Here is a 21311-nt window from a genome sequence, read left to right as displayed (position 1 = left end):
CCCCCAGCCTACCGAGAGCGACGCCGTGCACCGGCCCGGGGGTCAGCCGCAGACCTCGTACGAGGGTTCGGCGCCGGTCGTCACCGTGACGTCCCATGCGGTGTCGCTGTTTTCGCGGAACGCGAAGAAGACGTGGGCGTCGGTCGCGCTCGGAAGCATGAGCCAGGTGTCGCTCCCCATCGTCGACACCCCCTCCTGCGCGTCAGGATACGCAGCGAGCACCTCGGCCATGGTCGCTCCGATACCGAGGCCGTCCTCCGTCACCGGTCCAGGGACCACGGCGGGAGTTTCGGCCGCGGAGTAGACGGAGATCTCGCGGATGGGCGCCGTCTCGCTCTCCGTCCCGCGGACGAAGGAGATACCGTAGGCGGAGTCGGCTGCCATCCACCACGCCGACCACGAACAGTTCGCGGTGTCGTTGGTCCAGGAGCCGGTGAGGCCGGCAAGCGTCGAGGTGAAGTCGCCCCCGACGTCGATCGGTCCGACGCCCGCCTCGTGGATGATCCAGGTTCCGGGGTCAGCCGGATCCTCGATCCGAGGCTCCGCTGTCGGTGTCGGCGTCGGTGGGGTCGACGTCGTTCCGCTCGGCGTGGATCCGCCGCTGGGCGTCGAAGCGGGTGCCGACGTTCCCGTGCACCCGACCAGGCTCGTGACGGCCAAGGCCGTCACGAAGATGAGCGCGCTCGTACGTGTGTTGATCATGGATGCCCCTGTCTCCGGTCCCGGGCTCGTCTCGCAGCTCACGTAGGCTGGATGGATGCCCGATATACAGGCCCGTCCCGAGATGAGATCGCGCCTGTCCGCATGGTATCGATCCACAGCGCGCGACCTGCCGTGGCGTCGGTCTGCGTTTCATAACGAATTCGGCGCCTGGGGCGTTCTCGTGAGCGAATTCATGCTGCAGCAGACCCCGGTGACGAGGGTCATTCCGCATCTCGAGGCATGGCTGGATCGGTGGCCGACCCCTGCCACGATGGCGATGGCGTCGACGGCGGAGGTCGTGCAGCAATGGGCGAACCTGGGGTATCCCCGACGCGCGCTCTGGCTGCACCGCGCTGCCGTCGAGATCACGGATCGTCATGGCGGAGTCGTTCCGCGTGACGTGGACGCGCTGCTGGCCCTCTCCGGCATCGGCGACTACACCGCCCGCGCCGTGGCCGTGTTCGCCTATGGCGACCGGCACCCCGTGGTCGATACGAACACTCGGCGCGTTCTCGCCCGTGCCGTCGAGGGCCGGGCGCAGCCGGGAGCGGCATCTCGCCGAGACCTCGACCTGATGTCATCGTTGCTGCCGGAGGATGTCGCGGAGGCGGCCGTGTTCAACGCGGCGGCGATGGAGCTCGGCGCCACGGTCTGCACGTCACGGGCACCCCGGTGCCCGCTCTGCCCTCTCGCCGGGAGTTGCGCATGGCTGGCAGCGGGCAGGCCGGACACGGGAGACGGACGCCGACGCCAGGCCGCCTATGAAGGGTCCGATCGGCAAGCACGCGGCGCGGTGCTGCGCCTGCTGCGGAGCCGGGATCCGGAGGCCGTCCCGCTCGATGCCGTCCTCCCGGATTGGCCCGACACCGGACAGCGCGACCGAGCGATCGACTCGCTGATCGCCGACGGGCTCGCCGAAGCCGACGGGGCCACCCTGTTCCTGCCCCGCTGACGGCGCCGCGCGCGACGGCGGATCACGGACGATGACGACTCAGACGTGTTGATCCGTGCGATGTGCAAGTACCGTCAGCTCGACGCGGCTCCGCACGTCGAGCTTGGTGAAGATCCGGCCGAGGTGGACTTCCACGGTGCGGACCGAAACGTTCAGCTCCTCGCCGATCTCACGGTTCGCTGCACCTCGGACCGCGCGCATCGCCACTTCCAGCTCCCGGGCGGTGAGCCGGAGCGACCAGGCGGCACGGCATGCCGAGAGCAGGCCCATCGCCGGGACGATGCTCCCCTCTCTGGCCTCGAGTCGGTCCAGCCTCCCGCGCACCGACTTCGCCCATGCCGTCGCGCCGGAGAGCTCGAACAGTCGTTCGGCATACTGCAGATGGATCCTCGCGGCCGAGTGATCGTCGCGGATCGCATGCCGGCTTCCGAGCATCATCTCCACGCGCGCCCGCTCGAACGGCGAACGCAACGTTCGCGCGATCTCCGCGACCTCGTCGCCGTCCGCACGCCATCGCCCGTCCGCCGCCGTCGCGATGCGTGTCCGCAGCTGCTGCGCCAGCGCGATCTCCGGAGGCTCGAGAGACGCGGCCGCCAACGGGACACCGGGAGAAGGCGAGGCCAGCTCGTCCAGACCCGGCACGGTCATCGTCGTCTGCGGGGCGCCGAGATCGGACCAGAGCCGGACCGTGGCTGCGGCATCGTCGAAGGAGCCGGTGAGGAAGGACCGGACACCACGGTCCACGAGCAGATCCATCTTCGCGCCAGGCGGAAGGGTGAGCGTGAGCGACCGGGCGAACGGGCCGAGTTCGCCGTGCACCGCCAGATCGAGGCGTCGGGCGAGGACGACTCCGAGCCCGGCGAGGGGCAGCGCGATGGGAAGGGTGAGCGCCGCCTGGATCAGCCTGTCCCGCGCGATACCGATGTCACCTCGCCACGCGAGCAGGAGGACCTCGACGACCGACCGATACGCATGGACGACCGGGCTGTGCTCGTAGCCCGGCACGAAAGGATCAGGACCGCCGGACGGCGTCGATTCATCGACGACGAGCAGACGCAGCCCCAGATCGATGTCTCCCTCTACCGCGGCGCGCAGAGTTCGGAGCATCCCCCCGCTCACCGAGCTCGACTCCGTCACCATGTCGGCATCGCGATCTCCGGCCATGAGCCACCCCAGCGCGACGACCGGATCCCTCAGCTCCTGCTCGGCACCGATCCGCACGGCACCGTCCCGGAGGGCATCGAGCCACAGGCGCATCCCCCGCCGGTCTCCTCGCTCGGCGCAGAGGATGGCGGCGAGAGCGGCTGCTCTGGTCCAATGACGCCAATCGCTCTCGTCGGCGGATCCCGGCCGCACGGTGGTCGGATCGATCCCGGGAACAGCCCCCTGCACGAAGGTCTGCGCCACGATCAGAGCCCCGAGCCCCGCCCACCTGTGTCGTTCACCGCTGTGCGGATACAGCGTCCCCAACCAGGCGGCGGCCTCCACCGCGAACCCGGCACCGACCGCCGACGCCCCGGCCACGAGCCGCGCCTCGTCCTGATCCTCGCCGACTGCATGTTCTGCCGCCTCACGCGCCAGCATCAGTGCACGCTCCGGATGTCCGGCTTCGCTCAGCTGCCGCGCGATGAGGGTGAGCTCCCGTGCGGTCGACGGGTCGCCCTCGAGAGATGCCCGAGCCCGGTGCCAGTCCGCGCTCATCGGGTCACCACGATCGAGGAAGACCGCGCTCAGACGCTCATGGACCAGCGCGGTCCCGGCAGTGCAGGTCGTCGCCCGCACCCAGATCGAGAGTCGGGCGTCGACGAAACGCACGCGGCCGGCGTGCAGGGTCAAGTGATCGCCGACGGCGGCAGCGGCGATCTCGGTCGCCGTGCGTCCGTCGAACTCCAGGAGCGGACCCAATGAATCGTCCAAGCAGACCGCGAGCGCGAGGAGGAGCTGACGATCCCGCTCGTCGAGCAGCAGTCCCTCGAACCTGCGTGAGATCGCCGCGACCAGGGGCAACGGCGACGGCAACGGTCGGAGCCCATGGCGTTGGTGCGGAGTCAACCGCTCGACGACAGCGCGGATCGTGGCAGCGTCGGCATCCAGATCGCCGGCCAACCGGGCGAGCACATGTGGAGCACAGCCGAGATCCTGCGCGAGCAGTTCTTCCAGGAGGAGACCGACGGCGGCGGGCGCGATGAACGGCCCCCCAGACGTGCCCGTACCCTCGATGCCGATCCCCCTCAGCTTCGCGGGAGCCGGTCCCGCGAAGCCGAGCGTATCAAACGGCGCTCACTCCGCGTCGTCGTCCGCACGGTAGGGGTCCGCGTCACCGGCATGGGATGCCGACGAGGCGAGCTTGGCGACGTCGGCATCACGCTGCTGCGCCTCACGGAGCAGCGCCCCGATGTGGTCGGCGTTCTCCGGAAGCGCGTCGGGGATGAACTCGAGCGTCGGAACCAGCCGAGTGCTCAGCTGGCGTCCGACCTCGCTACGCAGCATTCCGGTCGCCGACGTGAGCGCCGCACCACTGGAGATGCGCTCCTCCTCGGTCCCCAGCACCGTGTAGAACACCGATGCATGCTGAAGGTCGCCGCTCACGCGGACATCCGTGATGGTGACGAAGCCGAGGCGCGGGTCTCGCAGCCCCTTCTCCAGCCGTTCGGCGAGGATCACGCGGATCCGATCCGCGAGACGGGCCTGTCTTTCGCCTGCCATTATTCTCTCCCTGTCCAGGAACCCTCAGGGCGTCCCCCGTCTCCGTGCTCGGAAGGAGCAGGAGAGGGAGACGCCCGAAGGTGTTTCGAAGTGATCAGCCGCGAGGCTTCTCGACGAGCTCGGTCGTCTCGATCTCATCGCCGATCTGGATGTCGTTGTACTTGCCGAGGCCGATACCGGCCTCGTAGTCCGTGCGGACCTCGGTGACATCGTCCTTGAAGCGACGCAGCGACTCGATGGCGAGACCATCGGCCAGCACGACACCGTCGCGGATGACGCGAGCCTTGGCGTTTCGCGTGATCGTTCCCGACCGCACGATGACACCGGCGATGTTGCCGAACTTCGAGGAGCGGAACACCTCGCGGATCTCGGCGACACCCGACTGGACCTCTTCGTACTCCGGCTTGAGCATGCCCTTGAGCGAGCTCTCGATCTCGTCGATCGCGTTGTAGATGACGGAGTAGAAGCGGATGTCCACGCCTTCACGGGCGGCACGCTCACGCGCCTTCGTGTCGGGACGGACGTTGAAGCCCACGATGATCGCGTTGTCGATCGTCGCCAGGTTCACGTCGGACTCGGTGATGGCACCCACACCGCGGTGGATGATGCGCAGCTGCACCGAGTCGTCGACCTCGATCTTGAGGAGCGACTCCTCGAGTGCCTCGACGGCACCGGAGACGTCACCCTTGATGATGAGGTTGAGCGACTCGACCTTGCCCTCTTCGAGCGCACGGGTGAAGTCCTCGAGCGAGATGCGCTTGCGGGCCTTGGCCAGCTGGGCGTTGCGCTCGACCGCTTCACGCTTCTCAGCGATCTGGCGGGCCATACGGTCTTCCTCGGTGACGATGAAGACGTCGCCGGCACGCGGCACGGAGTTCAGACCCTGCACCTGCACCGGGCGCGACGGGAAGGCTTCGAGGACCTGCTCGCCGTTCTCGTCCGCCATCGCACGCACACGGCCGTACGCCGTGCCCGCGACGATCGCATCACCGATCCGGAGGGTTCCGGACTGGATGAGCACCGTGGCGACCGAACCGCGGCCCTTGTCGAGCTTCGCCTCGATGGCGACACCACGAGCGGCCTTGTTCGGGTTGGCGGTCAGGTCGAGACCGGCGTCGGCGGTGAGCAGCACGGCGTCCAGGAGTTCCTGGATGCCGGTGCCCGCACGAGCCGAGACGTCGACGAACATGACGTCTCCACCGAACTCCTCGGCGACCAGCCCGTACTCGGTCAGCTGCTGACGCACCTTCGAAGGGTTGGCGTCGGGCTTGTCGACCTTGTTCACCGCGACCACGATCGGCACGTTCGCCGCCTGGGCGTGGTTCAGCGCCTCGACCGTCTGCGGCATGATGCCGTCGTCGGCCGCGACCACGAGGATCGCGAGGTCGGTGACCTGCGCACCACGAGCACGCATGGCGGTGAACGCCTCGTGACCCGGGGTGTCGATGAACGTGATGGCGCGCTCGATGCCCTCGTGCTCGGTCCACACCTGGTAGGCACCGATGTGCTGGGTGATGCCACCGGCTTCACCCTCGATCACATTGGTCTGACGGATCGCGTCGAGCAGTCGCGTCTTACCGTGGTCGACGTGACCCATGACGGTGACCACCGGCGGACGGATCTCGAGGTCGTCTTCGCTCTCGGCCTCCAGCTCGGCCTCCAGGTCGAGGCCGAAGCCCTCGAGGAGCTCCTTGTCCTCGTCCTCGGGCGAGACCATCTGGATCTTGTAGCCGAGCTCAGCACCCAGGACCTCGAACGTCGCCTCATCGAGGGACTCGGTGGCCGTGGCCATCTCACCCAGGTTGAAGAGGATGGTGACGAGGGTTCCGGGCTGGACCGTGTAGCCGGTCAGCGTCTCGATCTTGTCGGCGAAGTCCGCGATCGATGCGCCGCGGCGCATGCGGATGATCTCTCCGTTACCGCGGGTGACGTTGACGCCACCGACGACCGGAGCACTCCGCATCTCGAACTCTTGCCGCTTCGCCCGCCGCGACTTGCGCTGCTTGCTCTTGCCGCCGCCCTTGCCGAAGGCACCTGCGGTACCACCGCCGGGACCACGGCCGCGACCGCCACCGCCACCGGGACGACCGGCGAAACCGCCGCCGCCGGGGCGTGCTCCAGGACCGCCGGCACCGCCGGGTCCGCCGGCACCGCCGGGACGACCGGGGCCGCCGGGACGCTGCTGGAACGGAGCACCGGGACGACCGCCCTGGCCACCGCGCGGTGCACCGGGACGAGGCGAGCCGGGACGAGGGGCACCCGGACGGGGTGCGCCGGGACGCGGAGCCTGCGGACGCGGGATGTTGCCCGGCGTCGGACGCTGGCCCATGCCCTGAGCCGACGCGAACGGGTTGTTACCCGGACGCGGACCGGCCGGACGCTGGCCCATGCCCTGCGCCGACGAGAAGGGGTTGTTACCCGGACGCGGAGCACCGGGAGTCGGCGCGCCGCTCTCGGCCGGCTTCGCCGCATCGGATGCGGCGGGAGCCTCTGCCGCGGGGGCAGGGGCGGGAGCCGGCGCAGCGGGTGCGGGGGCCGGAGCTTCCGGGGCAGGCTTCGGACCGGGCTTGGGGCCCGGGGTCGGTGCCGGCTTGGCACCGGGCTTCGCAGCTGCAGGCTTCGCAGCCGCGGGCTTCGCCGCGGGAGCGGCGTCAGCGGAGCCCTTGAGCGAGCCATCGGCCTCGATCGCCGCGCGCAGCTTGCGCGCAACGGGCGGTTCGATGGTCGAGGACGGGCTCTTCACGAACTCGCCGAGTTCCTTGAGCTTCGCAAGTGCGATCTTGCTGTCGACGCCGAGTTCGGCGGCGATCTCGTGTACGCGTGGTTTACCAGCCACAATTCTCCTGTCTGAGTCGGTCCACCCAGACAGGGCAGACCACTAGTCGCGGACGGGTCTCATTTCGAGCCGTTCACTTTGTTTCCATAGCTGTTCAGCCTTTGTTTCTTGGTGGGTGCTGTTCGAAGGTCCGTGTGTCCAGCTGAGTGGTCACACGCAGTGCTCGTCCGAAAGCTCGCCGCCGCAGAGCGGCCGCCATGCATTCAGCTGTCGGATGCACCCACGCGCCACGCCCCGGCAGGACAGCACGCTCATCGGGGATGAGGGTGTCGTTCTGGGCCACCACCCGGAGAAGGGCGGAGCGGGGAGCACGCGTGCGACAACCGACGCACGTTCGTACGGGTTCCATCTTACACCTGCGTTTCACCCCACCTCGCCCGCTCCCGGGCGCGGCGGAAGGCCGAAGCCGTGTCAGTCGAGGACGCTGTCCGGCTGGATGTCGATCTTCGCGCCGGTGAGCTTGGCGGCCAGACGAGCGTTCTGACCTTCCTTACCGATCGCCAGCGACAGCTGGTAATCGGGCACCAGGGCACGGACGGCCTTGGTGCTGGCGTCGAGCACGAAGGAGCTCGTCACCTTGGCCGGTGAGAGCGCGTGCGCCACGAAGGTCGGCAGATCGGCGTCGTAGTCGACGATGTCGATCTTCTCGCCCGCGAGTTCCTCGGTCACTGCGCGCACGCGACGCCCGAGCTCGCCGATGCAGGCACCCTTGGCGTTGATCGACGGGTCGTTCGCCTTCACCGCGATCTTCGTGCGGTGACCGGCCTCGCGGGCCAGGGCGACGATCTCGACCAGACCGGCAGCGATCTCGGGCACTTCGAGGGCGAAGAGCTTGCGGACCAGGCCGGGGTGCGTGCGCGAGACCGTGATCTGCGGCCCCTTGAGACCCTTGGCGACACTGGTGACATACACGCGCAGACGCGAGCCGTGCGTGTACTCCTCGCCGGGAACCTGCTCCTCAGGCGGCAGGATCGCCTCGACGGCTCCGAGATCGACGTGGATCATGCGGGGGTTCGGGCCCTGCTGGATCACACCGGCGACGATGTCGCCCTCTTTGTCCTTGAAGTCACCGAGCACGACGTCGTCCGCGATGTCGCGCAGACGCTGGCTGATGACCTGCTTGGCCGCGAACGCCGCGATACGCCCGAAGTCGTCCGGCGTGGCGTCCTCCTCGCCGATGATCGCGCCCTCTTCGTCCTTGACGACCTGCAGCACGGCGACGTGGCCGGTCTTGCGGTCGAGATCCACGCGGACGCCCTCGGGAGTGACGCCGTCGGCGGAGACGTGCTTGGAGTACGCGGTCAGGATCGCCTGTTCGATGATCGCGACGAGCTCGTCGAAGGGGATCGCCTTCTCCTTCTCGATCCCTCGCAGCAGACTCAGTTCGATGTCCATGACGGCCTCTCTATTCAGCTCTCGTCGCGCCTGTTCGCACGCGCGACATCCGTACCACGATACCCTGTGCCCACCGGCCCTCGCACGGCGGCGGCGGTGTCGGGATCCGGAGCCGCTCGAGGAGGAGCACGTGAGCACATTCGACACGATCGTGATCGGCGCGGGGATGTCGGGGCTCACGAGCGCCCGCATGCTCGCCGACGCGGGCCGGAGTGTCGTCGTCCTCGAGGGACGTGACCGCATCGGGGGCCGGATGCACACCGACCGAAGTACCGGATTCTCCGTCGATCTCGGTGCATCGTGGATCCACGGCATCGAGGACTCGCCGCTGTGGAACCTCGTCCACGCGCTCAGGATCCCGGCGATCGAGTACACGGTGGGCAGCTTCCAGGTGGGTGGTCGACCGATCGAGAACTTCGACGGCGAGGGTCGTGCCATGGACGAGGCAGCCACCTCGCGATGGGTCGCCGACGTCGAACTCTCCGACCGTCTTCTCGTCGAGGAGATCGCCGCGTCCTCCTCCGGCGACACCTATCTGGATGTCACCGAACGCGCTCTCGACCGGTCGGGGCTGTCGCCCGAGCGCATCGACGACATCCGCGAGTTCTTCCGCCATCGGGTCGAGGAGCAGTGCGGCGCGTGGATCGGCGACCTCGACGCGCACGGTCTCGACGAGGATGCGATCGACGGAGACGAGGTGATCTTCCCTCGCGGGTACGACGAGCTGCCGCGGCGCATCGGGGCCGGCCTCGACGTGCGGCTGAAGACCGTCGTGACCCGGGTGACCCGCTCGGCGGACGGAGTCGTCGTGCACGCGGGCGGCACCGAGTACCGCGCAGACCGGGCGATCGTCACCGTGCCGCTCGGCGTGCTCAAAGCCGGGACGATCACCTTCGAACCGGCTTTACCGGATGCGGTCGCCGGTCCCGTCTCACGGCTGGGGATGGGCGTCTTCAACAAGGTGTTCGTCCAATTCCCCGAGCGGTTCTGGAACGAGGAGAGCTATGTGATCCGCGCGCTCGGCGAGGCGGGCGAGCACTGGCATTCCTGGTACGACGTCTCCGCCGTCAGCGGCATCCCCACCCTGCTGACCTTTGCCGCCGGGCCGTTCGGCCGCCGGATGCAGAACCGTCCGGACGACGAGATCGTCGCCGACGCGGTCAGCGCGCTGCGTCTCCTCTACGGGGACGCCGTCGGCGAGCCACTCGCTCACTGGGTCACCCGCTGGGGTGAGGACGAGTTCTCGAACGGCTCCTACTCGCACCTCGCGCTGGGCTCGACGCATCACGATCATGACGCGCTGGCGGGACCCGTCGACGGCGTTCTGCATTTCGCCGGCGAGGCCACCTGGGGTGACGAGCCGGCGACGGTCGGCGCGGCGTTCTACTCCGGGCACAGGGCCGCGGAGCGCATCCTCGATCGGCCGGTCGACCTCGCGGACTTCGCCGCCCGTATCACCGCGCGGGAGCAGACGGAAGTGCGTTGATCGCACCGATCAGCCGGAACAGGTTGCCCACCTGGCGCTGATCCAGGTGCAGGATCAGACGCGGCAGGTCGAGGTTGTCGTCGTCTGCCACCTCCGGCGGCCGCGGCGTCGTCCGCTCGATCCGTCCCGACGAGAGCATCGAGGCGAACTGCTCGTTGAGCGTCTCGATCTCGGCATCCGTCGGCTCGGCCCGCAGACGCAGCACCAGCGCGTCGCCGACCCATCGCAGCGAGTCGTAGTTGTGCCAGAAGCCGGTGATCTCCGCCCGGGCCGCGTCGACCGAATCGGTGATGACGACGCGGTCGAAGTCGCCCTCCGAGATGACGCCGGTCGGGGCGAGGTGGTCGTCGATGAAGCTCCGCAGCCCCTGCCAGAAGGTGCCGCCCGGCTCGTCGAGGAGCACGATGGGCGTCGGCTCCGCCTTCCCCGTCTGCTGCAGCGTGAGCAGCTCGAACATCTCGTCGAGCGTGCCGAAGCCGCCAGGGAGGCAGATGAATCCGAGCGATTCCTTGATGAGCATGAGCTTGCGGGTGAAGAAGTACTTCATCGCGACCACGTGGTCCTGGCCCGCGACGAAGCCGTTGGGCTTCTCCTCGAAGGGCAGGCGGATGGAGACCCCCAGGGAGAGCGCGGGGCCCGCGCCCTCGGAAGCCGCCTGCATGATGCCGGGGCCGGCTCCCGTGACGACCATCCAGCCGTCGCCGGCCAGTGCGGCGGCGACGTCGCGGGCGGTGAGGTAGAGCGGATCGTCCTGCCGGGTTCGGGCCGACCCGAACACCGTCACCTTGGGGACTCCCCGGAACGGCGCGAACAGGCGGAACGCGTCACGCATCTCGGCCAACGCCGCCGAGGCGATCTTCAGGTCGAGCCGATCGGCGCCGTCCTCGCCGAGCAGGATCGCGGTGCGCAGCATCCGCATCACGAGCCTGCGGTCGGTATGCACTCCCGCATCGTCGAGGACGGCGTTGATCTCGGAGCTGAGGGCTTCGGGGAGGGGTGCGTCGATCATGTCACCAGGGTGTCATGCGGCAGTGCGACGACGGGCCGCAACGCCGGGGTGTCGCCGCGAGACGCCGTCGCCTCCCTGTCACGACACCGCCACGGTGTCAATGCCCGTGACCACGACGCCCGCAGGCGGCACGCTGACATCATGACCGAGATCACAGGACCCGAAGCCCTCGCCCGCGTCGTCGAGCTCGTGGAGGACATCGACATCACGATGCTCACCACCACCGACGACGACGGCAACCTCGTGAGTCGGCCGATGTCGACCCGGCAGATGGATGACGCCGGCGACATCTGGTTCTTCACGGCCGAAGACACCGAGAAGGTCGATGAGGCACGCAAGCACCGCGATGTCGGCCTCGCCTACTGCGATGCGAAGGGGATGCGCTACGTGTCCGTCGCGGGAACGGCAGAGGTCGTGCACGACCGCGCGAAGATGGAAGAGCTCTACTCGGCGTCGCTGGAGATCTGGTTCGCCGACGGCCTCGACACCCCGGGCATCGCTCTCCTCAAGGTGACTCCGAAGGTCACGGAGTTCTGGGAGCCGTCGAAGGGAAAACTCGCCCTCGCTGCCGGAGCGCTCAAGTCCCTCGTCACCCGCGATACGCCGGACGACGACATCATGAACCACGGCCGCATCGTCTGCTGACGACGCGGCCGTGGATCTCAGCGTGCGACGGTGAGGCGCTCGACGACCTCGTCGACGGAGATCGCGTCACGGTCCCCCGTGGCGCGATCCCACAGCTCGACCTGGCCGTCGGTGGCCCCGCGGCCGACGATGACGATCTTCGGCACTCCGACGAGCTCGGCATCGCCGAACTTCACACCGGGCGACACTTTGGGGCGGTCGTCGTACAGCACATCGAGGCCGGCGGCCTCGAGCTGCGCGGAGATACCTTCCGCCACCTCGAATGCGACCTGATCACGACCTGCCGCGACGACCTGCACGTCGAACGGTGCGACCGACGCCGGCCAGATGAGGCCCTTGTCGTCATTGTTGAGCTCGGCGATGATCGCGAGGATGCGGGTCACGCCGATGCCGTACGAGCCCATCGTGACGGTGACGAGCTTGCCGTTCTCGTTCAGCACCTTCAGCCCCAGAGCCTCGGCGTACTTCCGGCCCAGCTGGAAGACGTGTCCGATCTCCATGCCGCGCGCGAGCTCCACCGGGCCCGAGCCGTCGGGAGCCGGGTCCCCGGCGCGCACGTTCGCGATCTCGACGATGCCGTCCGCGGCGAAGTCACGCCCGGCCACGACGGAGTGCGCGTGCTTCTCGTCGATGTTCGCGCCGGTGATCCAGCTGGTGCCCTCGCTGACGCGCGGGTCGACAAGATACCGGATGCCCGTGGCCGACTCCTCGCCGAGCACCGCACCGGTGGGCGACCAGGGGCCGATGTAGCCCTTCACGAGCAGCGGGTTGTTCTCGAAGTCGTCCGCTGTGGCGGTCTCGACCTCGGCAGGCGCGAAGGCGACCTCGGCGCGCTTCTCGTCGACCTCACGGTCGCCGGGGATGCCGACGATCACGAGTTCGCGGGTGCCGTCGAGGTGGGTCAGCGCGAGCACGACGTTCTTGAGCGTGTCGGCTGCGGTGTACTCGCCTTCGAGCTCTCGGTTGACATGCGCGACCAGCGTCTCGATGGTCGGTGTGTCGGGAGAGTCGAAGATCACCGGGGACTCGTCGGCGTCGTACGCGATCGCCTCGGGCACCGCGGTGGTGAACGCCTCGACGTTCGCCGCATAGCCGCCGGCGCTGCGGACGAAGGTGTCCTCGCCGACCGGAGTCGGGTGCAGGAACTCCTCGCTGCGGGATCCGCCCATCGCCCCCGCATCGGCCTGGACGATGACGTACTCGAGACCGAGACGCTGGAAGATGCGCTCGTACGCGTCGCGCTGCGCCTGGTAGCTGGCGTCCAGCCCCTCATCGGACGAGTCGAACGAATACGCGTCCTTCATCGTGAACTCGCGTCCACGGAGCAGGCCCGCCCGCGGGCGCGCCTCGTCGCGGTACTTGTCCTGGATCTGGTAGATCGTGAGCGGCAGGTCCTTGTACGAGGAGTACAGGTCCTTCACCAGCAGAGTGAAGGCCTCTTCGTGCGTGGGCGCGAGCAGGTAGTCGCCACCCTTGCGATCCTGCAGACGGAAGAGCAGGTCGCCGTACTCGTCCCAGCGGCCGGTGGCTTCGTAGGACTCACGGGGCATGAGGGCGGGGAAATGCACCTCCTGCGCACCGGCGGCGGCCATCTCCTCGCGGACGACGGTCTCGATCTTCGACTTGACGCGGAGCCCCAGTGGCAGCCACGCGAAGATGCCGGCGGCCTGCGGGCGGATGTATCCGGCCCGGATCAGCAGCCGGTGGCTGGCGACCTCTGCGCCTGCAGGGTCTTCACGGAGCGTGCGGAGGAAGAAGTTCGAAAGACGAGTGACCACGGAGCAAGTCTAGTGAGCCGCGGTCACTCGTCTTCGACGACGTCAGTTGAGCGCCGGGAGGTTCGCGGGCACGACGCCGCCCGCGTACAGGTCGGCCGCCAGCTCCTGCAGCGCCGTCAGCGCGACCCGCTGCGGGAGCGGACCGTAGGAGATGCGCGCGACGCCGAGCTTCTCGTACTCCGAGGCGGCGAGGGCGCCCGGAATCCCGATGACGCTGATCTTGCGCTCGCCGATGCCCTCGACGAGCTGACGCGTGACGTTCATGTCGAGGATGCCGGGCACGAACACCGCGGTCGCTCCGGCGTCGAGGTAAGCCCGCCCACGCTGGATGGCATCGGCGATGCTCTCCTGCACGGGCCGACCGCCGGCGCGGACGAAGGCGTCCGTGCGCGCATTGAGGGCGAACGGGACGCCCTCGGCCTCCGCCGCCTTCACGATCGCCTCGACGGAGGCGACGGACTCGTCGAGCGGCTTGAGTCGGTCCTCGACGTTCGCGCCGACGACGCCTGCCCCGATGGCGAGGCGGGTGGTCTCCCCCGCGTCGCCGTATCCGTCGTCGAGATCGGCGGTCACGGGCACATGGACGGCGGCCGCGATGCGACCCACCATGTCGATCATGATCTCGCGCGGCGTGGCGCCGTCGTCATAGCCGAACGACGCCGCGATGCCGTGTCCGGCGGTGGCGATCGCCTGGGTCTCGGGGAGGGCGGCGACCGCCCGCGCGGAGACGACGTCCCACACATTCACGACGCGAAGGATCTCCGGTGCGTCATAGAGTCCGACAAGGGTCTGGGCCTTGGCTGCAGTGGTCATGATTCCACGCTAACGCGGGATGACGTCCACGGGGCCGGTTCATTCCGCTCCGCCTGATCGCCACGCCTAGGGTGGAGCCATGCCCCAGCGCCGATCACACGTCGCCCCGTCCGCTGCGCAGACCGAGCTGGCCTCGGCACTCGCCGAGCTGCGGGAATCTGTCGATGCTCCCCTCGACTTCCCCGACGAGGTCATCGCCGAGGCCGAGGCATCCACCGCCCCCGTGCCACAGATCGACCTTCGCGACGTCCCCTTCGCAACGCTGGACCCTGAAGGGTCTCGCGACCTCGATCAGGCCTTCCACCTCGAGCGCGCGGGGACCGGATACACCGTTCGCTACGCGATCGCCGACGTCCCGGGGTTCGTCGCACCGGGCGGAGCGGTGGATGCCGAGGCACGGCGTCGCGGACAGACACTGTATGCCGCGGATGGTTCGATCCCGCTGCATCCGCGCGTGCTGAGCGAGGATCGAGCCTCGCTGCTCGCCGACGTCGACCGACCGGCGCTGGTGTGGACCTTCGCCCTCGACTCCAGCGGTGTCGTCTCCGACTTCCGCCTGGAACGCGCGCTGATCCGTTCGCGCGCACAGCTCGACTACGCGACGACGCAGCTGGCGATCGACCGCGGCGAGGACGGCCCGGCGGCACTGCTCCCGGAGATCGGAGCCTTGCGCATGGAGCGGGAGCGCCTGAGAGGAGGAGCGAGCCTGAATCTGCCCGACGAAGAGGTCGTGCGTGCAGAAGACGGCACCTATGCGATCGAACGACGCCGCCCACTCCCCGTGGAGGAGTGGAACGCCCAGCTCTCGCTCATGACCGGGATGGCCGCAGCTTCCCTCATGCTCGACGCCGGAGTCGGCATCCTCCGGACGATGCCGGAGCCGGATGCGGCCGCTTTCGAGACCTTCCGGCATCAGACCGAGGCCCTCGGGCGCCCGTGGACGGCCGGTGCATACGGCGACTACCTTCGCGGGCTCGACCGCGCCGACCCGATGACCCTCCCCGTGCTGGAGGCCGCGTCGTCGCTGTTCCGCGGAGCCGGGTACCTGGTGTTCGACGGCGAAGCGCCGGCCGCCGCCGTGCAGGCCGCCATCGCCGCGCCGTATGCCCACGCGACCGCTCCCCTGCGCCGACTCGTAGACCGGTGGGCACTGGCGATCTGCCTCGCCGAAGCGAACGGCGAGCCCGCCCCCGAATGGGCTCGCGCATCGCTCGGCGAGCTCCCCGCCCTCATGCAGGAATCCGGCCAGCGTGCATCGCGCCTCAACGCGGCGACGATCAACAGCGTCGAGGCCGCGCTGCTCACGCCCCTGGTCGGCACGACGATCGAGGCGACCGTGATCGAGCTGCGCGGTGAACGCGCGGCCGTGCAGATCGCCGATCCCGCCGTGACAGCGACTGCACCGCTACGGCCGGGTGCGAAGCCGGGTGATATCGTGCGACTCCGCATCGTGCGTGCGGACATCGCGAAGGGCGAGGTCGAGTTCGCGATCTGACCTTCTGCTCATCGGCGACGCGTGGTCGCCGACGTGCTCTTCGAGCGGATCGCGGAGCTGATGCTGCTAGGCGACCGCCGCTGGATCGCCACCGGGAAGTGGCTCCCCCGTCGATTGCGCGCTCTGAGCGAGGAGCGCACCCAGCGGCTGAGTGCGCCGCTGCTCGCCGGAGACTTCGCAGCCTTCGCGGACCGCGTCGAGGAGGAGCTCGATCGAGCGGGCGGACGGCTGCAGGCCGGGTTCGTGCGCTGAGGTCAGGGGGCGGGGACAGCCGTGGTCGTCATGACGAGGAGCTGGGGATCGCTGAGATCGAGCGACACCGTGATCGATCCGAACGCGGCGAGGGAGTCGGCATGGGTTCCCCCGCAGAGGATCACGGCTTCGCCCTCTGGGAGGGAGCAGTGCCAGCGACGCCGGTCGACGATCGTCGGCCCCTCGGTCTCGATGCTGCTGGAAGCGCCCGAGGCGATCCAAGCGGCCAGTCGGTCGTTCACCTGCGCCTCGCGGTCGGGGAGGGTCGCAGCGAACGTCTCGGTGTCGAAGCCTGCCCTGCGCAGACTCTTGCCGAGCCGGTATTCGTCGACGGCCCCGTCCTCGTGGATACGACTGGACTGGTTGGCGCGACCCTCGAAGTCGGGGTTCCCGAGAGCGTCCTCCCCCGGGTCCTTCCGCCAGAGATCGACGAGGGCCAGATCAAGCGCCAGTGAAGCGACATGACATGCCGTGTGGCCGCGGCTGAGTCCCGCGCGACGGGCACCGTCGACCGCGAGCGCCACCGGTGCTCCCTCAACGAGTGATGCCGGCACGACACCCTCGATGCGATGCCCGACCAGCCACGTCCAGCCCTCCGCACCGCGCTTGACCGGGATCTCGCGGCCCACGGCGAACTCGCCCTCGTCAGAGATCGCGGCCATGAGAGCCTCGGTCACCGTGACCGTGACGCCGGCGGCCGTGATGGTTCCGCTGTCGCCCGGCTGATCCGGCCAGGTGTGGTCGACCGGATGGAAGGGCGTCGCGTCGACGACGACGACCGCTCCATCGGCGAAGCTCTCCACACGTGTGACGATGCCGTCTCCGGCGATGGTCCCGTCCGAGAAGGTCACAGTGGTGGGCGTCGACATGGTTCTCCTCGGATTCGTCGGTGATCTCGACGGTGTTCGCGGCCGTCGGGCCGTCGTGAGAGCGGGGCGGACCCCGGTACGAAAGGTCAGTGGGACGGCGGGATGGTGAAGCTGGCGAGCTTGTCGCCCTCGACGACGAAGATGCCGTCGGATTCTCCGTTGAAGACCCGGCTCGCCCATCCGAAGCGGATGCGGGTCGTGTCGCCGTCGGTCTCGGCGGAGAGCACGGTCATCCTCGCTCCGGCGCCGATCGCGTCGCTGCCTGCCCATTCGCGCACCCCATCAGGGCCGGCCTTGACCGTGCCCCAATCGCTGACATGCCCGTCCGGGGTGAAGGCATCGACGAACGCATCGGTATCGGCCGCGTTGATCGCATCGACCATCACCTGGACAGGCGTGGGCAGGGTGACATCCGACATCTCGCGCTCCTCCGAGCTCAGGCCGTGACGACCTGGGCCGTGCCGAGCGGGGCCTCAGGTCCCATCTCAGCGGCGATCCGGTTGGCCTCTTCGATCAGGGTGGCGACGATGTCGGCCTCCGGCACGGTCTTGATGACCTCGCCCTTCACGAAGATCTGCCCCTTGCCGTTACCCGAAGCCACGCCGAGGTCGGCCTCGCGCGCTTCGCCCGGTCCGTTGACGACGCAGCCCATCACGGCGACGCGCAGCGGAACGGTCATGTCCTTGAGCCCCTCCGTGACGTTCTCGGCCAGGGTGTAGACGTCGACCTGAGCGCGTCCGCACGAGGGGCAGGAGACGATCTCGAGCTTGCGCTCGCGCAGGTTGAGGGACTGAAGGATCTGGTGTCCGACCTTGACCTCTTCGGCGGGCGGCGCCGAGAGCGACACGCGGATCGTGTCGCCGATGCCCTCGCCGAGGAGGATTCCGAACGCGGTGGCGCTCTTGATCGTTCCCTGGAACGCCGGGCCCGCCTCGGTCACACCGAGGTGAAGAGGCCAGTCGCCCCGCTCGGCCAGCTGCCGATACGCCTTGACCATGACGATGGGGTCGTTGTGCTTGACGGAGATCTTGAAGTCGTGGAAGTCGTGCTCCTCGAACAGCGACGCCTCCCACACGGCGCTCTCGACCAGCGCCTCTGCCGTCGCCTTGCCGTACTTGGTGAGGATGCGGCGATCCAGAGATCCGGCGTTCACGCCGATGCGCAGAGAGACTCCCGCCGCCTTCGCGGCCTCGGCGATCTTGCCCACGTTGCCGTCGAACTCGCGGATGTTGCCGGGATTCACCCGCACCGCCCCGCATCCGGCATCGATAGCCGTGTAGATGTAGCGCGGCTGGAAGTGGATGTCGGCGATCACGGGGATCTGGCTCTTCATCGCGATGATCTTCAACGCATCGGCATCGTCCTGATGCGGCACCGCGACGCGGACGATCTCGCAGCCCGAAGCCGTGAGCTCGGCGATCTGCTGCAGCGTCCCGTTGATGTCGGTCGTCTTGGTGGTCGTCATCGACTGCACGCTGACCGGAGCGTCGCCGCCCACGAGCACCTTGCCCACCTTGATCTGCCGGGACTTGCGGCGCGGGGCGAGGACTTCGGGGATCTTCGGCATTCCGAGGTTCACTGCTGGCACGCCCCAAGCCTACGCCGCCTGGATGCAAGTGGGCTGAACAGCCGCACCTACGCTGGAGGCATGGCCGTCGTCCTCCTCACCGGATTCGAACCCTTCGACGGGGCGGACCGCAATCCGTCTGCCGATGCCGTGAACGCGGTCGCGGCCGCATACGACGGTCCGCACGAGCTCGTGGTGGCCACACTTCCGGTCGCGTTCGAGGCATCCGCTCACCGGCTCCGGACCCTGATCGCCGCGCACTCCCCCGATGTCGTCATCGCTACCGGGCTCGCCGCCGGGAGCAGCAGGGTCGCGATCGAGCGCATCGGTGTCAACCTGATCGACGCCCGCATCCCCGACAACGACGGCGAACAGCCCGTCGATGCTCCCAGCGAGGCCGGCGGTCCCGCCGCGCGGTTCTCGACGCTCCCCGTGAAGCGCCTGCTCCAGGTTCTGACCGCGGAAGGGCTGCCGGCGCAGCTGTCGCTCTCTGCGGGAACCTACGTGTGCAACCACGTGCTGTACACGGCAGTGGGTGCCGTCCGGCCGGATGCGCGTGCCGGATTCGTGCACCTTCCGTGGTCGACGACCACGGTCCCTGCAGGCGGGCTGCACCTCGCCGACGCGCAACTGGCGCGCGCCCTGCGCCTCATCGTGGATCACGCCCTCGACGCCGAGTCGACGGAGGCCGGCGGCAGCATCTGGTGATGTCATCGCGCCGTGACCCTCGCTCGCGATGTGGTAGTTTCGGCCCCATGCTCGCGAACTTCACCTGGTGGCCCGCCTTCTAGGCGGTGTGTTCGCGTTCCCACGAATTCAGACCGCCTCCGGGGCGGTCTTTTCGTTGCGCCGAGCCGGAGCACTGCACAGGAGACATCGATGACCCTCTCACGACTCGCCGAGCTCAGCGCCGATCCCACGGCATCCTTCGTGCTCATCGCACGCGACGGCGCGGACACCGTCGAGCTGCTCAGCGGGGACGTCGTCGACGTCGAGCTGCTTGCCGACATCCCCCTCTCGGTCGACGGCACCCCGCGCGAGGTGTTCGCCATGGTGCCCTATCGCCAGGTGCGCGAACGCGGCTTCGTCGCCCAGGACGACGGGGCGCCGCTGCGCTGCGTGATCGTCGACGAGCACCTGCACCTCCCGACAGCCGAGCTTCTGCCCGCGCTCCCGAGCACGCCCGTCCCCCTCCACGACGACGGCTTCGACATCGCCGACGCGGACTACGCGGCCATCGTCGAGACGGTCATCGCCGACGAGATCGGACGCGGCGAGGGCGCGAACTTCGTCATCCGTCGAGACTTCACCGCGACCATCGACGTCGAGGACCGCACTGCGGCACTCACGTGGTTCCGTGCTCTCCTCACGCACGAGCGCGGCGCCTACTGGACGTTCGCTGTCGTCACTCCTGGGCACATCGCCGTGGGGGCCAGCCCCGAGGCGCATGTGGTCGCCCGCGAGGGCGTCGTCACGATGAACCCGATCTCCGGGACCTTCCGTCATCCGGCGGGAGGGGCGACGAAGGAGACGCTGATCGACTTCCTCGCCTCGACCAAGGAGACCGAGGAACTCTTCATGGTCGTCGACGAGGAACTCAAGATGATGAGCGCCGTCTGCTCCGACGGCGGCCGCATCACCGGCCCGCACCTCAAGGAGATGTCGCGACTCACGCACACCGAGTACATGCTCCGTGGTCGCAGCGCCCTCGATCCCCGCGACATCCTGCGCGAGACGATGTTCGCTCCGACGGTGACGGGTTCGCCCATGCAGAACGCCTGCGCGGTGATCCGCCGTCACGAGCAGAAGCCCCGCGGCTATTACTCCGGTGTCGCCGCGCTGTTCACCCCGAATGCGGACGGCGGGCACGACCTGGATGCGCCTATCCTCATCCGGACCGTCTACCTCCAGGACGGCACCCTCAGCGTTCCGGTCGGCGCGACGCTGGTTCGACACTCCGATCCGATGGGTGAGGTCTCCGAGACCCACGGGAAGGCCGCCGGCGTCCTGGGCGCCATCGGCGCGATCGACCGCGACCGGGTGGCAGAGGCACGTAGCGACGCCGACGCGCCCGGCGACGCGCGCGCCCTCGCCGACGACCCGACCGTCGCCGAGCTGCTGTCATCGCGCAACGCCCGCCTGGCCGAGTTCTGGCTCAACCCGCAGGGCGAGGACTTCACCGGTCCGTTCGCCGGCCGCTCCGCTCTCGTCGTGGACGCGGAGGACCGGTTCACGACGATGCTGGCCCACCAGCTGCGTCATCTCGGGCTCGCCGTCACGATCGCTCCCTGGGCCGACGTGCGGGACGCGGACTTGGACGCCGCCGATCTGGTCGTCGCCGGCCCGGGCCCCGGCGACCCTCGGGATACACGGAACGCCCGCATCGCGAGGATGCGCGATGTCGTCGCCCGCCGACTGGACTCCGACGCGCCGCTGCTCGCGGTGTGCCTCAGCCACCAGATCCTCGCCGACAAGCTCGGCATCGCCCTGACTCCGCTCGATGCCCCTCACCAGGGCCTGCAGAAGCCCGTCCCGGTCTTCGGGGAGACCGCATCGATCGGCTTCTACAACACCTTCACCGCGCGGGTCGCACCGGGCACGACGGTCGTCGGCGCCGCCGACGTCTCGGCGGACCCCGACTCGGGAGACGTGTACGCGCTCCGCGGAGACCACTTCGCTTCGGTGCAGGGACACCTGGAGTCGATCCTGTCCCGCGACGGGATCCGCACGCTCGAGCGTCTCGTCTCCCACGCGCTGGCCTGAGCAGGAATCCCTGCTCGCGTTCGCCTCCCGCGCGGTCCGGCGA

The 21311-nt window shown here is 68.8% G+C and carries 19 protein-coding genes; 7 read left to right on the top strand and 12 right to left on the bottom strand.

Annotated elements, in window-relative coordinates; genetic code table 11:
* Positions 1-42 precede the first annotated feature (42 nt).
* Positions 43-702 carry a hypothetical protein gene (locus ACLFA2_RS17000; RefSeq protein WP_426621691.1) on the bottom strand — a complete coding sequence of 220 codons (660 nt, stop codon included), beginning with the start codon at positions 700-702 and terminating at the stop codon, positions 43-45.
* Positions 703-757: 55 nt separating this feature from the next.
* Between ACLFA2_RS17000 and ACLFA2_RS16995 the strand changes: the two genes are divergently transcribed.
* Positions 758-1654: an A/G-specific adenine glycosylase gene (locus ACLFA2_RS16995; RefSeq protein ID WP_167254336.1), complete on the top strand. Its 897-nt coding sequence runs from the start codon at positions 758-760 to the stop codon at positions 1652-1654.
* A gap of 39 nt (positions 1655-1693) precedes the next feature.
* On the opposite strand, the gene ACLFA2_RS16990 is transcribed toward ACLFA2_RS16995, so the two are convergent.
* The 5 genes from ACLFA2_RS16990 to nusA form a co-directional block, all read right to left on the bottom strand.
* Complete coding sequence (locus ACLFA2_RS16990; RefSeq protein WP_426621690.1) at positions 1694-3772, bottom strand: response regulator transcription factor; 2079 nt, start codon at positions 3770-3772, stop codon at positions 1694-1696.
* A gap of 162 nt (positions 3773-3934) precedes the next feature.
* Positions 3935-4360: a 30S ribosome-binding factor RbfA gene (gene rbfA / locus ACLFA2_RS16985; RefSeq protein ID WP_426621689.1), complete on the bottom strand. Its 426-nt coding sequence runs from the start codon at positions 4358-4360 to the stop codon at positions 3935-3937.
* Positions 4361-4454: 94 nt separating this feature from the next.
* Complete coding sequence (gene infB, locus ACLFA2_RS16980; RefSeq protein ID WP_021199403.1) at positions 4455-7196, bottom strand: translation initiation factor IF-2; 2742 nt, start codon at positions 7194-7196, stop codon at positions 4455-4457.
* Between the two features lie 94 nt (positions 7197-7290).
* Positions 7291-7545, bottom strand: coding sequence for a YlxR family protein (locus ACLFA2_RS16975; protein ID WP_081859620.1), 255 nt, complete (start codon positions 7543-7545; stop codon positions 7291-7293).
* A gap of 62 nt (positions 7546-7607) precedes the next feature.
* Positions 7608-8591, bottom strand: coding sequence for a transcription termination factor NusA (gene nusA, locus ACLFA2_RS16970; protein WP_021199402.1), 984 nt, complete (start codon positions 8589-8591; stop codon positions 7608-7610).
* A 130-nt stretch (positions 8592-8721) separates the two neighbouring features.
* Between nusA and ACLFA2_RS16965 the strand changes: the two genes are divergently transcribed.
* Positions 8722-10077: a flavin monoamine oxidase family protein gene (locus ACLFA2_RS16965; protein ID WP_426621688.1), complete on the top strand. Its 1356-nt coding sequence runs from the start codon at positions 8722-8724 to the stop codon at positions 10075-10077.
* Here the strand turns inward: ACLFA2_RS16965 and ACLFA2_RS16960 are convergent.
* Positions 10046-11086 (bottom strand): TIGR00730 family Rossman fold protein, encoded by a 1041-nt coding sequence (locus tag ACLFA2_RS16960; RefSeq protein WP_021199400.1) that lies wholly within the window; start codon positions 11084-11086, stop codon positions 10046-10048. The two genes, ACLFA2_RS16965 and ACLFA2_RS16960, sit on opposite strands and share 32 nt — an antisense overlap.
* Positions 11087-11227: 141 nt before the next feature.
* Here ACLFA2_RS16960 and ACLFA2_RS16955 point away from each other — a divergent pair, with 141 nt between their 5' ends.
* Entirely contained in the window at positions 11228-11731 is a 504-nt protein-coding gene (locus tag ACLFA2_RS16955; protein ID WP_029258182.1) for a pyridoxamine 5'-phosphate oxidase family protein, read from the top strand.
* A 17-nt stretch (positions 11732-11748) separates the two neighbouring features.
* Here ACLFA2_RS16955 and ACLFA2_RS16950 read toward each other — a convergent pair whose 3' ends face one another.
* Both ACLFA2_RS16950 and ACLFA2_RS16945 read right to left on the bottom strand, forming a co-directional pair.
* Positions 11749-13509, bottom strand: coding sequence for a proline--tRNA ligase (locus ACLFA2_RS16950; RefSeq protein WP_292764747.1), 1761 nt, complete (start codon positions 13507-13509; stop codon positions 11749-11751).
* A 42-nt stretch (positions 13510-13551) separates the two neighbouring features.
* On the bottom strand, positions 13552-14322 hold the full coding sequence (locus tag ACLFA2_RS16945) for an isocitrate lyase/PEP mutase family protein (protein ID WP_021199397.1): 771 nt from the start codon (positions 14320-14322) through the stop codon (positions 13552-13554).
* Positions 14323-14401: 79 nt separating this feature from the next.
* Between ACLFA2_RS16945 and ACLFA2_RS16940 the strand changes: the two genes are divergently transcribed.
* Both ACLFA2_RS16940 and ACLFA2_RS16935 read left to right on the top strand, forming a co-directional pair.
* On the top strand, positions 14402-15817 hold the full coding sequence (locus ACLFA2_RS16940) for an RNB domain-containing ribonuclease (protein ID WP_426621687.1): 1416 nt from the start codon (positions 14402-14404) through the stop codon (positions 15815-15817).
* A 21-nt stretch (positions 15818-15838) separates the two neighbouring features.
* Positions 15839-16069, top strand: coding sequence for a hypothetical protein (locus ACLFA2_RS16935; RefSeq protein ID WP_426621686.1), 231 nt, complete (start codon positions 15839-15841; stop codon positions 16067-16069).
* Between the two features lie 2 nt (positions 16070-16071).
* Here the strand turns inward: ACLFA2_RS16935 and ACLFA2_RS16930 are convergent, their stop codons facing one another.
* From ACLFA2_RS16930 to ispG, 3 genes are all read right to left on the bottom strand, one after another.
* The gene (locus ACLFA2_RS16930; RefSeq protein WP_021199394.1) at positions 16072-16938 is read right to left on the bottom strand and encodes a hypothetical protein; all 867 of its coding nucleotides are present in this window, start codon (positions 16936-16938) and stop codon (positions 16072-16074) included.
* An 86-nt stretch (positions 16939-17024) separates the two neighbouring features.
* Positions 17025-17357, bottom strand: coding sequence for a nuclear transport factor 2 family protein (locus tag ACLFA2_RS16925; RefSeq protein ID WP_136023690.1), 333 nt, complete (start codon positions 17355-17357; stop codon positions 17025-17027).
* 17 nt (positions 17358-17374) lie between these two features.
* Positions 17375-18505, bottom strand: coding sequence for a flavodoxin-dependent (E)-4-hydroxy-3-methylbut-2-enyl-diphosphate synthase (gene ispG, locus ACLFA2_RS16920; RefSeq protein WP_401124550.1), 1131 nt, complete (start codon positions 18503-18505; stop codon positions 17375-17377).
* An 81-nt stretch (positions 18506-18586) separates the two neighbouring features.
* Between ispG and ACLFA2_RS16915 the strand changes: the two genes are divergently transcribed.
* The gene (locus ACLFA2_RS16915; protein ID WP_426621685.1) at positions 18587-19213 is read left to right on the top strand and encodes a pyroglutamyl-peptidase I; all 627 of its coding nucleotides are present in this window, start codon (positions 18587-18589) and stop codon (positions 19211-19213) included.
* Between the two features lie 171 nt (positions 19214-19384).
* Positions 19385-21268 carry a chorismate-binding protein gene (locus tag ACLFA2_RS16910; protein WP_347122865.1) on the top strand — a complete coding sequence of 628 codons (1884 nt, stop codon included), beginning with the start codon at positions 19385-19387 and terminating at the stop codon, positions 21266-21268.
* Positions 21269-21311: the final 43 nt, after the last annotated feature.

This window comes from Microbacterium sp. As-52 (assembly GCF_049949185.1).
GTDB classification, from domain to species: domain Bacteria; phylum Actinomycetota; class Actinomycetes; order Actinomycetales; family Microbacteriaceae; genus Microbacterium; species Microbacterium maritypicum_A.
This window is presented reverse-complemented; position numbering and strand designations above follow the sequence as displayed.